Source organism: Mucilaginibacter terrae (assembly GCF_031951985.1).
Lineage (GTDB): Bacteria > Bacteroidota > Bacteroidia > Sphingobacteriales > Sphingobacteriaceae > Mucilaginibacter > Mucilaginibacter terrae_A.
The window spans coordinates 68,128-82,199 of sequence record NZ_JAVLVU010000001.1; the positions used below are offsets into that span (position 1 = coordinate 68,128).

General features: G+C 41.1%; 9 protein-coding genes. All 9 read left to right on the forward strand.

Annotated elements, in window-relative coordinates:
• Positions 1-20 precede the first annotated feature (20 nt).
• The 9 genes from QE417_RS00285 (at position 21) to QE417_RS00325 (ending at position 14,066) form a co-directional block, all read left to right on the forward strand.
• Positions 21-986, forward strand: a complete 966-nt coding sequence (locus tag QE417_RS00285; RefSeq protein WP_311946744.1) for a FecR family protein — start codon at positions 21-23, stop codon at positions 984-986.
• A gap of 299 nt (positions 987-1,285) precedes the next feature.
• Positions 1,286-4,507 carry a SusC/RagA family TonB-linked outer membrane protein gene (locus QE417_RS00290; protein ID WP_311946746.1) on the forward strand — a complete coding sequence of 1,074 codons (3,222 nt, stop codon included), beginning with the start codon at positions 1,286-1,288 and terminating at the stop codon, positions 4,505-4,507.
• A 5-nt stretch (positions 4,508-4,512) separates the two neighbouring features.
• Positions 4,513-6,114, forward strand: a complete 1,602-nt coding sequence (locus QE417_RS00295; RefSeq protein WP_311946748.1) for a SusD/RagB family nutrient-binding outer membrane lipoprotein — start codon at positions 4,513-4,515, stop codon at positions 6,112-6,114.
• A 10-nt stretch (positions 6,115-6,124) separates the two neighbouring features.
• Positions 6,125-7,177 (forward strand): glycoside hydrolase family 99-like domain-containing protein, encoded by a 1,053-nt coding sequence (locus QE417_RS00300; protein ID WP_311946750.1) that lies wholly within the window; start codon positions 6,125-6,127, stop codon positions 7,175-7,177.
• A gap of 27 nt (positions 7,178-7,204) precedes the next feature.
• Positions 7,205-8,338 carry a metallophosphoesterase family protein gene (locus QE417_RS00305; RefSeq protein WP_311946752.1) on the forward strand — a complete coding sequence of 378 codons (1,134 nt, stop codon included), beginning with the start codon at positions 7,205-7,207 and terminating at the stop codon, positions 8,336-8,338.
• 36 nt (positions 8,339-8,374) lie between these two features.
• Positions 8,375-9,499, forward strand: a complete 1,125-nt coding sequence (locus QE417_RS00310; protein WP_311946754.1) for a metallophosphoesterase family protein — start codon at positions 8,375-8,377, stop codon at positions 9,497-9,499.
• A 112-nt stretch (positions 9,500-9,611) separates the two neighbouring features.
• A complete protein-coding gene (locus QE417_RS00315) occupies positions 9,612-10,778 on the forward strand; it encodes a glycoside hydrolase family 71/99-like protein (RefSeq protein ID WP_311946756.1) in 1,167 nt (388 codons plus the stop codon).
• Positions 10,779-10,816: 38 nt separating this feature from the next.
• Positions 10,817-12,640 (forward strand): cytochrome c peroxidase, encoded by a 1,824-nt coding sequence (locus QE417_RS00320; RefSeq protein ID WP_311946758.1) that lies wholly within the window; start codon positions 10,817-10,819, stop codon positions 12,638-12,640.
• A gap of 4 nt (positions 12,641-12,644) precedes the next feature.
• On the forward strand, positions 12,645-14,066 hold the full coding sequence (locus tag QE417_RS00325) for a metallophosphoesterase family protein (RefSeq protein WP_311946759.1): 1,422 nt from the start codon (positions 12,645-12,647) through the stop codon (positions 14,064-14,066).
• Positions 14,067-14,072 lie beyond the last annotated feature (6 nt).

A 14,072-nucleotide genomic window follows, 5' to 3' on the forward strand; every position in this document is an offset into this window, starting at 1 on the left:
AAAGATCATCATTGCTGTATATGGATAAAGACTATTTAAAAGAGCTTTTTGAAAAATTTGAGCGTAACGATTTAAGCGAGCAGGAAAAAGAACATCTTGACAACTGGTATAACTCTTTTGAAAAAAAAGCACAGTTTGAACCTTTACAGGATAGTGCAATCAGGAAAGAAGTTTACCGCGCTATAAATGGTCCGGTTACTAAGTTTATCTCTCAAACTAAACCTGTAATTAAAAGGCTTTACTGGCCTTTGGGTATAGCAGCATCTTTACTGATCGTCTTTACCGTGCTTATCCAAACGAAAGGTACCTTTAAGCAAAATAGAACAACTACGGAACTGGCATCGTCGGTTTATACCGTATTTACCCAGCCAGGAGAAGTTAAGAAGCTAACCCTTCCGGACAGTTCGGTGATATGGGTCAATTCTGCATCCAAAGTACAGTTCAACACCCATACGTTTTCGAATAAAAGAGATATACTGCTTAAAGAAGGCGAAGCTTATTTTCAAGTAGTTAAAAATCCCAAAAGCCCTTTTAGGGTACATACAAAAACGCTTACTACCCAGGTATTCGGTACCTCGTTTAACGTGAAGGCTTACGAAAAACTGGGTTATACTTCGGTTCATGTAATTACTGGTCGTGTGGGTGTTAGCAGTAAAAGCGGTAATGCACATGTAATGTTGGTACCTAACCAGTTCACCATACTTAATGCCGGTACAAATAAACTGGATATAAATATTAGCGAACCAGGTGCCAATAGCTGGATAGATGGTACCATAAAAATCAAAAATGCATCTTTTAATGAGTTAGCCTTAATTCTTTACAATCACTATAAAATTAAATGTACTACTACAGTACCTCGTATACAGCAGCAATCATTTACCATAACTATACTGAAATCTACCACGCTCGATCAAACGCTCAGGATCGTTTGTGCAATCCACAACAATAAATACAGGAGGGAAAAGAATGAAGTAATGATCTACTAATTGCAAAAAAAACCGGCAAAGTTGTTAGCGCAACCTTGCCGGCAAAAAAATCATAGTCCGGGCAAGCCTCGAAAACTTCCGGCTATTACCATTAAATCAAATGAAATCAAACGGTATTCAAATTTATGAAAAAAAACAAATGGCTAATCAGGAAAGTTATGCGCATTTCTTTTGTTATTCTAACAATCACCTTATTCTGCGGTCATTTATTATTTGCGGCAATATCTAACGCCCAAGTACTGACCAGATCGGCAAATATTGAGCTCACTGACGGAAAACTTGAATCAGCCCTCTCATTATTGAGTAATAAACTCAATGTGCCAATTGCTTACGATGACAAAGATATATTGGCCAGCAAGCATTTGATAAAGGCACGAACCTTTGTGAATACCAATGTAGCGAGTATTTTAAATTACATGCTGCAACGGACAAATATTACTTATAAAGTTGCTGAGGGTACAATAATTCTTTTTAAAAAGGCAGATCCCATACGAATCAATGGTAAGGTGCTGGATGAAACAGGCGAACCATTACCTGGAGTAAACATTGCTGTTAAAGGTACATCGGTACGGTCTATTACTAATTTGAAAGGAGAGTATAGTATCGCTGCTTCCAGCCGTAATGATGTTTTAGTATTTACATCAATTGGTTTTACAACCAAAGAGGTGTTAGTTGGTGTGCAGTTAACGGTAGATGTTAAGATGACCGCCAGTACAGGATCTTTAAATGAAGTTGTAGTAACCGCATTGGGCATAAAAAGGGAGGCCAAAGCATTAAGTTACAGTCAGCAAAAAGTTGATGTGGAACTCCTTAGTGAAATAAAAAGCCCTAATTTTATTAACTCACTTTCGGGTAAAATAGCAGGCTTGCAGGTTGTGCCCGCCGGTTTTAATACAGGTTCGGCTCGTGTTGTTATCAGGGGTAACAACTCGTTAACGGGTAATAACCAGCCGTTGTTCGTGGTAGACGGTATGCCTATCGATAACACACCAGGCGATGCCGGAAGTTTGGATTACGGTAATAACGCGGCTGATATCAATCCAAATGATATAGAGAATTTGGAGGTTTTGAAAGGACCCAATGCGGCTGCACTATATGGTTCTCGGGCCGCCAACGGTGTAATACTCATTACCACCAAAAAAGGATCCGGGAAATTTAAGGTCTCTTTTAATTCTAACCTGCAATTTCAACGGTTAACAGAGTTGCCCGAGTACCAAAATGCATATGGCGTGGGTACCTCTTTTTACATTGATAACACCCATACGCTGCCGGTAGCCAATGTTAATTACCGCAGTTGGGGATCGCCGCTTTTAGGCCAGCCTTATGTGGCATTAAATGGCGAAACGAAGGCTTACCTACCTCAGCCTGATAATGTCAAAGACTTTTATTCTACTGCACACCTGTTCACCAACTCATTAGCACTTGAAGGTGGGAACGCAGGAACCACGTACAGGCTCTCATATACCAATTATGATGGAACAAGCGTAGTAGAAGGATTAAACACCAATAAGAGCCATAACATAGACCTTAGGTTAACCAACGCATTAACCAAAAGGATCACGTTTGACACCAAGATCACCTATAACCGAAATACGGTTAATAACCGGCAGTATTCAAACTCAAATGGGCGTAATCCGACTAATTTGTACACTCAAATGGCAAGAAGCACCGAGCTTTCGGAACTATTACCGTACAAAGATCCGCTTACCGGCATGGAAATAGGCACACACCGTAACTTTAGCAACCCTTACTGGGTAATAAACGAAAATCCCAACGAGGATACTAAAGATCGTTTGATTGCCGCATTCAACCCACAGGTTACCATAACACCCTGGCTTAAATTTGTAGGACGTTTGGGTGCAGATATTTTTTGGAGAGACGGGTTTGAATTTAATAACATTGGTTCGGTTGTAGCCAGTAATCCAAATGGTTTTATGCGCGCCTTCAACACCAAGCAACAGAATTTCAATCTCGAAGGCTTTTTTACGGTAAATAAAAAAACAAGAGACTTCTCCTTTAATGGTGTTTTGGGTAGCAGCAGTTTCAGGTCTGGGTATGAAGACAGGCAGCAACGAGTTAATTCGTTATTGCAACCGGGGTTCATCAATTTATCCAATGCTAAAGAACTTCCGACCGTAACCCAGACCATTCGTAAAAAACAGATCAATTCAGTTTACGGATCGCTATCGGTAGGGTATCATAATTACGCTTTTGTAGATGTTACTGGCCGTAATGATTGGTCGTCAACATTACCTAAAGCCAACAATTCGTATTTCTACCCTTCATTAGGGGGCTCATTAATACTTACAGATATGCTTAAACTTAAAAGCGGTATCTTAAGTTACGCAAAGCTTCGTGCTTCTGTTGCCCATGTAGGTAATGACGCTGATCCGTACCGCTTAAATCAAACTTATTCGTTTAACGGTTTTTTTGACGGAGCACCGCTGGCCTCTTTATCCACTACCATGAACAACCCGGACCTAAAGCCGGAAAAGACATCATCATTTGAATATGGTGTGGACTTAAACTTTTTTAATAGTCGCTTAGTAATCAATGCGACGCATTATAAATCTGCCACCACTAACCAAATCCTTACTGCACAACTCCCGGCATCAAGCGGTTATCAGCAGCGTGTGTACAATGCAGGTGAAGTTAAAAACTGGGGTAATGAGCTTTCTGCAAGTATAGCGGTCATCAAAAAAAGTAAATTTACCTGGCAAACCAACATCAATTACTCGAACAATAAGTCGATGGTTGTAAGCTTAATAGATGGTGTAGATCGTTTTGTTCTCAATAATAATTCCAGTTACATTTACGTATACGCACAGGTTGGCCAGCCTTACGCATATCTGCGCGGACTTGGGGTAGCACGTGATGCCCAGGGTCATATGCTAATTGACGATGGTGGGGGCTTACTTACTAAAGATAATGACATGGCATTTGGTACGGCCTCTCCAAAATGGCTTGGCGGTATCAGTAACACATTTACCTATCGCAACTTCACGCTGAATTGCCTTATTGATATTAAAAAAGGTGGCGTTATTTATTCTGGAACATACTCCCGAATGCTAACCAATGGTGTAACAGCCGAAACTTTATACGGAAGGGATGATTTTTATAAACACTCAATTATTTTAGGAGAAAATTCATCTGAATTATCCGGAGGTGCAATATGGGATGCTTATTATGCCAATGGCAAAAAGAATACACAGTATATATCGCCTCAAAGCTACGAATATGCCCGGCCTAATTATGCCGAATTTGTGATGTTTGATGCCTCTTATGTCAAATTAAGAGAGCTATCTCTGGGTTATAATATTCCTGTAAAACTGCTGTCTCGTACACCCCTTAAAACCGCACGATTTTCTCTAGTTGGACGTAACCTGGCCATATTTCACAAAAATACCCCACGAGGCATTGACCCTGAAGCGGCTTCTACTTCAGGTAATGGCCAGGGTATCGAGAATGGTTCGCTGCCGCCAAATACCACCTATGGCTTTAATGTTAATTTAACTTTTTAATTGGTATGAAACTAATAAATTTATTATTGATCCTATGTTTAGGCGTGTTGGTTTCCTGCACCAAAAATTTCGAGGAACTTAATACCGACCCCAATCAGCCCACTAAGGTCGAACCTGATTTTTTGCTGACCAGCTCAATATATAATACCCTCAATCTTCAGGGAGGGGATATGAACAGGGTTGTACTTTTTAATTATACCCAATACTTCTCCGGGTTTCAGGGTGAGTTTCAACGTTACACATATAACGATGCGAGCAACAACACAAACTGGTCAAACACCTATATCAAATGCCTGCAGCCTGTTTATCAAATTGAGTTAAATTACAAAGACAATCCTGCATATAGTAATCGTGTGCTTATAGCACGTATATGGAAAGATTATCTATTCTCAAATGCTGTAGCCATGTGGGGAAGTATCCCAATGGAATCTTCATTGCAGGGTAATCCGAGTGTACCTTTTACAAAAGAGCAAGATGTGTATTATAAGCTGCTGGCTGATCTTAAAAATATATCAGACTCACTAAACGTGAACGGTGATAAATATACTGCCGGTGCGGATAAAATTTACGGAGGAGATGTATTGAAATGGAAGAAATTTGCCAACACCCTTCGCCTCAAAATTGCCTTGCAAATATCAAATGATGCCCCTAACGGTGATCCGGAAGCCGCTAAAAAGGCTATACAGGAAATTGCTCAGAACGAAGCTAATACTATTACCAGCCAAGCCGAAACCGCAGCAGCTACCTGGGGTACTACCAGTGATACCTGGAGCTATTTGTACAACTACGTAACCTATAACTATACCGCAAACAAAGCAACTATACCTGTACTTTGCGAGTCATTAGTTTATTACACACTGCCTTACGGTGATCCACGGATAACTATTTATGGGCAGCCAGCCAAACAGGGGCCTAACGCCGGCAAGTATTTTGGCCAAAATATTTCTTACGGCGGGGGCAGTCAATACGCTGGTAATATTGTTAATCCGCACACTGGTTTAAAACAAGACGATTATTCTTACATCGGCACACGCTTTTTAAAGCCCAACGCCGAGTTTGTATTTATCTCCTATGCGCAATCGTGTCTACTAAAAGCCGAAGCTGCCCTTAAAGGATGGTGGACAAATGCTGCACCGCAGACTTACTATTATCAGGGTATAGGAGCTTCATTCGACCGTTATGGGCTTACACCGGCTCAAGCTACCGCTTATCAAAATACGCCGGGTATTAAATGGGGTACCGCGTCAGACACCACCGGCCGTCAGGCACAGTTTCAGGACTGGATGCGCATTTGTACAAGTTATGTACCTGCCGGTGATACCTATCGCCAAATTATTATGCAGCACTGGCTGGCTACTCCCAATCAGGGAATGGATGCCTGGTCGCTCATACGCCGTACAAGAGTGCTTGATTTTGAACCTCAGTTTGCCACTTATGATGGTAATTATGCCTATGTGCCACAACGAATTCTTTTTCCGGCAAGCGAATATGCAACCAATGGGGCCGAAGTTAAAAAGGCTGCGCAGTGGTTGGGTGGAGCCGATAACCTATTTGCCAAGCTATGGTTTGCTTTGCCAAATAAACCCAATCCAAAATTACCTTACTAAATTATTTCAAATGAAAGCATTTCTTTCTATCTCCTGTTGTTTATTACTGGCATTAAGTGCATGTAAAAAGCAGAATGATTATTTACCGCCCGATTTTAATTATGATATTCCGGCTGTTAATATCACCGAAAACGTAAATGTAGGGGCCTATTATTACAACTATGCCGCCGCCGACTGGGCAAAGAAATACACTAATAATCCGTTACAGGGTGAATATAATTCACTGGATTCTAAAGTTATGGCGCAGGAATGCCAGTGGGCCGATGCTGCGGGTGTTAACTTTTTTGTATTTAACTGGAACGGCGCATCGGCCGGAAACCCTATACTTAACAGCTTTATACAGGGAAATACCAGCCAGGTAAAAATGGTGATCAATTACAATATTGCACACTTAAGTGCCACCAATGCCTTGCCGCTTACCGGGACCAAACTCACCACCATGATCAACGAGTTTACCAGTTTTGCAAATACTCATTTTAACAAGGATTATTATTATAAGATCAATGGGCAGCCGGTGGTTCTGATCACACCACTAAACTTGGCAAGCAGTGCAACCACCAGTGTTAATTATGCTACGGTTATACCCGCACTAAAGCAAGCCATGTCTTCTATAGGCATAAACCTGTATATCATAGGAGAAATCACATCGGGTTGGCTGCCTCCTGTACGCTATGCGCCTGCAATTAAAGCAATGGATGGTGTTGATTTGAATAACTGGTCGACCGATGTTTATGACCGGGCTACGTTTATGGCATCATACACCGACACCAACTGGAAAAACTGGACGGACTCTACATCAAAATGGAAGGTTGACTTTGTGCCAGCCATTTTCCCTGCCTTTAATGATAAGACCATGACCCCGGCAAGCAAGTTGTACAACATTGACCGTAACGCGGCATTTTATACCGATTACTGTAATGTAGCCAAACGTAATATGAGCAGCAAGCGCATAGTGCTGATCAATTCATGGAACAATTTTCAGTTAGGCACTACTTTGGAGCCTGCTAAAGAATACGGCACCACTTATCTCGAAATTACCAAAGCTCAGTTCAAAGTTAAATAACGTTAACCTCGATTATCTACCATGGTAATGAATAATTTAAAAAGAAGAAGGTTCTTAAAATATCTTTCTATTGCAGGTATAGCACTTCCTTTTAAGAGTGTTGCAAAAAACATGTTGCCGAGGTCTTCACAAGCCTTTAGCTTTATGTTTTTGGGCGACTTGCATTTTGATAAACTGATGCACCATGATATGGCTTATCTGAAAGAAAAATACCCAAACGATATCCGCCAGATCGAAAACTATTCAAGGATTACAAAAGATAACCTGTCTTCGTTGATACAGGCATCTAAACAACGCGCCAAACAAACCAATTCAAACTTTTATCTGCAAATTGGCGATTTTGTGGAAGGTCTATGCGGTTCTAAAGAATTAGCTACACTTCAAACCTCCGAGCTGATCAATTACATTGATCAACAGCAACTTGGTTTGCCTTTTATTGCTATAAAAGGCAACCATGATATTACTGGTACAGGTGCCCGAGAGGTTTACCAGGAAGTTGTTTTGCCATGGCAAAGCAGGCAGTTAAAGCAACCGGTAACCACTGCAAACAACGTGTATGTACATAAGAACACCAGGTTTATATTATTCGATTGTTTTTCTGAAAAAGAAAGTTTAGAATGGTTTAAAATGGTAATTAAAGATCATAAAAAGAATGAACAGTTATTCTTTTGTACGCATATTCCGTTAATACCATATGATGCACGCTCCAACTGGCATATTTATGTACGCCCCGGGCAAGAGAAAGAGCGAGAGGAACTTCTTAATTTACTGGCCGAACATAAAGCGATCATTTTAAGCGGTCACTTGCATAAAACCAGCATAGTGGTTCGTAACACTCCCTCGGGCAATGTTGTTCAGGCGGCTATTGGCAGTGTTATATCAGCATTAAATGCGCCTGTTAAAAATCATCTAAAAGGGTTAGAGGCTTATAATGCCGACCTGGTTAACTTGGAACCGAACTTTAATCCAACATCGTTGCAATTAAGAAGAGAAATTTTGGAAAAGGAAAAGCCATTTATCCGCCATTACGAATACGCTGATTTTTGCGGCTATGCCTCTATGAACATTACCGATAAGAACGAAGCAGTGCTTACGATATTTGCGAACGCAGACCAAGAGCCTTGGAGCACCGTAAACTTAACACAACTACAAAATTTATAAAGCTGTATGTTGCTTTTTAAGAGAATAAACGGAATAATGCTGTTCTTATTGGTTTGTTTGCCAGGAGTTGTATTATCACAGGATGTGAGCTTTATAGCATTGGGAGATATGCACTATGACCGGTTACAGGATCATAACCTGGATTTTGTAATGAGCAGACCGCAGGATTATAAGCAAATACTAAATGAATATCCGCAGTATACTGCTTTTTACATGCCCCGGTTTTTACAACTTATTAAAAAGCAAACCAACGCCCAGCCTGGGGTTAAAGCAGTTGTACAATTGGGAGATTTGGTAGAAGGCGTTGCTGGATCGGCTGCTCTCGCCAGGCAGATGAACCGGGGAATAGTTGACATGCTTTATGAGACCGGCTTGCCGGTACCGTGGGTATTGGTTAAAGGTAACCACGATGTAAGTAATAGTCCGGGCCAGCCAGAGGCATGGCAGGAAGTAATTCGGCCCTTTATTGAAGGTCAGATAGGTAAATTTATTGGCCATGGTATGTATACTTATCAAATAAGTCCCAACACTGAATTTTTTGTTCTCGACCAATTTTTCAGTGTGGACCGTAATTTACCCGAAAGTGAAATGGTTGATTTTCTTGAAAATGCATTTAAAGGTTCCACGGCTACTTACAAGTTCGTGCTAACCCATCAACCAGTTATTCCAGTTACGCAGCGGTGTTGGCATTTATTAAGTGGTATTAGGAGGCCATTAAAAGATACCGTCCTAAGAGAAAGTTTGCTGAATATATTGGCTAAAAACAAGGCCATAGTTTTATGTGCCCACCTTCATGAGTATTCGGTTTTGAGTAGAAAAACAAAATCCGGAAATGTGGTTCAGGTAATGATCAATAGTGTAAACCGGGGGCTTAATACGCCTTTGCCAAATGTTATCCATAGAGAATACAAAGGAGAAGGCTGGATTGACAGTGATGCGTCATGGCAGCCTGAAACAAGCGAAACACGGCGTAAGATTTTAAGGGAAGAGAAGAAACATATTACCGATTTTCAGTTAATGGACCTACCGGGATATGCTCTTATATCTGTGTCGGATAAAACGCCGCAAGTTACGTTAAAGTATTTTAACGGGTTTGCAGAAGTACCTTATCAAACTATAGATCTGAGTAAACTGATGCTCACAGGAAAGTTGCCTTTTTAATATGTTAATAAGATCTTCTACTATGTTTTTTAAAACTGCAGCTTTTTTCCTCGTGTTCCTTCTTTTACAACCCTGTCTGGCACAAACCAGGCACAGTAAAAACTCTGCTTTTATGAGCTATAAAGGGTTGGTAATGGCGGGTTACCAAGGCTGGTTCAATAGTCCTGATGATGGTGCAAAGAGAGGCTGGAACCATTATGTGGCATCGGGTCGGTTTGAACCTGGAAATTGTAAGATCGACATGTGGCCAGATGTTAGCGAGTACTCAAAAGTATATCCAACAGCATTTACCAAAGCAGATGGGTCGCCCACCCATCTGTTTAGTTCTTATGACGTTTCAACCGTTCAGCTTCATTTTAAGTGGATGAAAGACTACGGTGTAGACGGTGTATTTATGCAAAGGTTTTTTGCCAGCATCAACTCCGATAAAGACCTTGCCCATACCGATAAAGTGCTGTCAGCGGCATTACAGGCCTCTCAAAAAAATCGGCGTGCCATTTCGGTTATGTATGATTTAAGCGGTATGGAAGGTGATGAGGGCATAGAAGTAATTATTAAAGATTGGAAGCATTTGGTAGATGACCTGAAACTCACTTCTAAGGGGGTAAGTCAAACCTATTTGTATCATAATCAACGGCCTCTGATTGCTATTTGGGGTGTTGGATTTAAAGACAGGAATTATACTCTTAAAGCCATTGATAAACTGTTGGACTTTTTAAAAAATAATGCCACATATGGAGGATGTTCGGTACTGCTTGGCGTACCTGCATTTTGGAGAGATCTGAAAGATGATGCGGTGGCAGATTCAGATTTGCATGACTTGATACGTAAAGCCGATATTGTTCAACCCTGGTTTGTTGGGAGATACAACGAGCAGAGCTATGCGCGTTTTAATGCCCGCATTATAGATGACCTGTATTGGTGCAAGTTAAATCATGTAGATTATGTACCGGTGGTGTATCCTGGCTTTAGCTGGCACAATATGTATCCGCGCAGCCCTTTTAATCAAATTCCGCGAAATAGAGGGCAGTTTTATTGGAAGCAAATTGCCGGTTCTATAAATGCAGGTGCCCAAATGCTTTATATTGCCATGTTTGACGAGATTGATGAGGGTACCGCCATATTTAAGATCAGTAAAGATCCGCCGATAGGAAAGAGCGTATTTATTACCTTTGAACAAGATATACCGGGGGACTATTATTTGTTTTTGACAGGTTATGCCGGCGAAATATTAAAAGGTTCGAAGACACTTTCCCTCAATGTCCCTTTAAAGCCGTAGATGTTGAGATGCAAATAAAGTTAACAAAATATAATTAAATGAAATGGCGAGCCCTGTTGATTTTGGCCTTCATGAGCGGGATGATTGCATTGCTGTCCTTTTCTGTATTGGAAAGTCATGATGTTGGGGCATCTCGGGCGGTAGGCTTATTCCGAAAGGATGCCGGTTTATTTTCAGCTTCGGCCAGTGAGCTATATGAAGCAGTTAAGGCAATTGATGAGAACAGCAGCACCATAGTAAACGCAAAGGAGCACTTAAAAGCTTGTCGGTTTCGGTACAAAGCGCTGTCTTATTTCACCTGCTATTTTTTCCCAAGTGAAACTAACGGGTTTAATGCTGCGGCCAAAATGGAAGTTGAGGAGCCCGAGCTTGAACTTGTAGAACCGATGGGACTACAGCAAATTGAGGCTTTGTTGTTTGATGCAGATGTGTTAAGCCATAAAACCGAGTTGGTGGCTCAGACCGAGGCTCTGTATACTTCGGCAAAAGGCATGCCTGCGCTGCTTTATCAATTTAAGGCCAATGACCGGCAGGTGCTCGAAAGTGTAAGAATTGAGCTGATTCGCATGGGCGCGCTGTATATTACGGGGTATGATGCCCCTTTGCTAAAAACAGGTATTACCGAGACCCTGATCAGTACAGATAAGATTAACGAGGTGTTGTTGCCTTATCTACAACATGGACGCAATACAGGTGATATTTTAAAAAAACAACTGAATGCCAGCATCCATTACTTGTCAAGCCATCAGGATTTTAATTCGTTTAACCGTATGGAATACCTGGTTAAATTCCTACTACCTATGCAAGAGCAGTTGGGCATGTTTATCAAGCAGCAAAATTTGGAGCTAAATACTTCTGCATATCTAAATTACCAATCGCGTAATATGTTTGATCGCCGCTTCTTAAAGGCTTTTAATAGTGTTCCCGGGTTACAGGAGCAGCAATTAGCATCACTCGGAAAAAAACTATTTTTTGACATGGCTTTATCGGGCAATATGAAAGTAAGTTGCGCGACCTGCCATCAGCCTGGAAAGTATTTTACAGACGGAATTATTAAAAGCCCCGCATTAATAAAAGATTCGATACTAAAGCGAAATACTCCTACACTATTATATGCAGGGAGACAGCATTCACAGTTTTGGGATGGCCGGTCTATAAGCGTGGTCGACCAGGTAAAGGACGTGGTTTTTAATCCTTTGGAGATGGGGTCAGTAATGGGGCAGGTAGTTAAGCGTGTTAAACAGAACCGGACATATCGCCAATCTTTTCGCAGCCTGTTTCCCGGCAAAAACTCCGACAGGCAGTTGCTGGATGGTATAGCGGTATCCATAGCTGCATACATAGCTAAGTTAGAACCCATGGATTCTCCTTTTGACAAGTACATTAATGGCAATAGAACCGCCATGACAACAGCCCAAATTAAAGGCTTTAACTTATTTATGGGCAAGGCACAATGTGCTACCTGCCATTTCGTACCTTATTTCAACAGCCTCACACCGCCATTTTATGATCATTCAGAGATGGAAATATTAGGAACACCTGGCAATGATGATTTAACCCACCCGGTAAATGACAAAGACTTGGGACGTTTTAACCTGTATCAAATACGGTATTATCAACAGGCATTTAAAACACCAACAATTAGGAACGCTGCAAAAACGGCACCTTATATGCACAACGGCGCATTCAAAACATTGCAAAATGTAATTGACTTTTATATTAAAGGGGGAGGGAAGGGAATTGGCTTGAAAACCAGAGAACAAACACTTTCATCTGAACCGCTTAATCTAACTAGGGAGGAAAGCGATCAAATCATTCAATTTATAAACTCGTTAACAGATGCCAGCCCTGCCAATATTTAACTACATGAAAAAACTAAGCCTCTATTTATTATTCACATTGACCATTCGGGCCACTGCCATGTGTCAAACTACAAGCCCAGCACCAACAATTAGTTCAAACTCAAAAGCCACCATTTTACGTGGCCCTTATTTACAGGTTGCTACTCCTAATGAAATGACCATTCGCTGGCGAACCAATACTGCCGAGCAAAGTACCGTGCGTTATGGTCTTACGCCAGATAACCTGGATATGAAAGCTAATAATTCATTGGTTGTTACAGAACATATGGTTAGACTATCAGACCTTAAACCACTTACTAAATATTATTATTCCGTGGGTAGTTTTGAATTTTCGTTGAAGGTGGATAAGAACAATTACTTCTATACGCTTCCTAAAAAAGGCAGTGATTCGCTTGTCCGAATTGCCGGGTTTGGTGATTGTGGCAATAATTCCATTAACCAGCGCAATGTGCGAGATCAGGTAATTAAATATGTTGGGAACAATGTACTGAATGCCTGGATACTTATGGGCGACAATGCTTATACAGATGGTACCGATGCCGAATTTCAGGCGAAGTTTTTTAATGTTTACCAAGATAATTTGCTGAAAAATTATCCCTTGTTCCCGGTTCCGGGTAATCATGATTATAATAACATCGCCTCAGTAGCTACGGCAGAGCAATTCAAACTGGCATATTTTCAAAACTTTTCTGTTCCTACTGAGGGCGAAGCGGGTGGGGTTCCCTCGCATACCAAGTCTTATTATTCTTATGATATTGGTAACACACATTTTCTGGCATTGGATTCATACGGCCCCGATAATAAAGGTGCATACATGTATGACCAGGCAGGTGAGCAGGCCGAATGGGTGAGAAAAGATCTCAAGGCTAATAATAATAAATGGGTTGTGGCTTACTTTCACCATCCGCCATACACCATGGGCTCTCACAATTCCGATACAGAGCAATTGCTGGTCAGAATAAGGGAAAACTTCATTAAGATTTTGGAAGATAACGGTGTTGATCTGGTTTTATGCGGCCATAGCCATGTGTATGAACGATCAAAGCTAATGAAAGGATATTATGGTAATGAAGCTGAGTTTGATCCTCAAAAATTTGATTTAAGTTCATCCTCAGCGCTATATAATGGAAGCAAAGATTCAGCCCCATACCTGAAAAGCAAGTCAAAGACCGATGGTACTGTTTATGTAGTTGCCGGATCTGCCGGTGCGCTTGGCGGTCATAAACCAACCTGGCCACACAATGCCATGTATTATTACAATTGCGACATTGGCGGTGCAATTATGCTGGAGGTACAAGGCTCCCGGTTAGATCTGAAATGGATATGTGCCGACGGACAGATACGCGATCACTTTACGATGATGAAAGATGTAAGTAAGAAAGATGAGGAGTATTTAAAGCAAGATAAGATTCTGATTAAGAAGTAATATAAT

Coding starts and splice junctions, on each gene's coding strand:
- QE417_RS00295 (WP_311946748.1), top strand. CDS start 4,513: ATGAAACTAATAAATTTATTATTGATCCTATGTTTAGGCGTGTTGGTT.
- QE417_RS00310 (WP_311946754.1), top strand. CDS start 8,375: ATGCTGTTCTTATTGGTTTGTTTGCCAGGAGTTGTATTATCACAGGAT.
- QE417_RS00300 (WP_311946750.1), top strand. CDS start 6,125: ATGAAAGCATTTCTTTCTATCTCCTGTTGTTTATTACTGGCATTAAGT.
- QE417_RS00325 (WP_311946759.1), top strand. CDS start 12,645: ATGAAAAAACTAAGCCTCTATTTATTATTCACATTGACCATTCGGGCC.
- QE417_RS00320 (WP_311946758.1), top strand. CDS start 10,817: ATGAAATGGCGAGCCCTGTTGATTTTGGCCTTCATGAGCGGGATGATT.
- QE417_RS00305 (WP_311946752.1), top strand. CDS start 7,205: ATGAATAATTTAAAAAGAAGAAGGTTCTTAAAATATCTTTCTATTGCA.
- QE417_RS00315 (WP_311946756.1), top strand. CDS start 9,612: ATGAGCTATAAAGGGTTGGTAATGGCGGGTTACCAAGGCTGGTTCAAT.
- QE417_RS00285 (WP_311946744.1), top strand. CDS start 21: ATGGATAAAGACTATTTAAAAGAGCTTTTTGAAAAATTTGAGCGTAAC.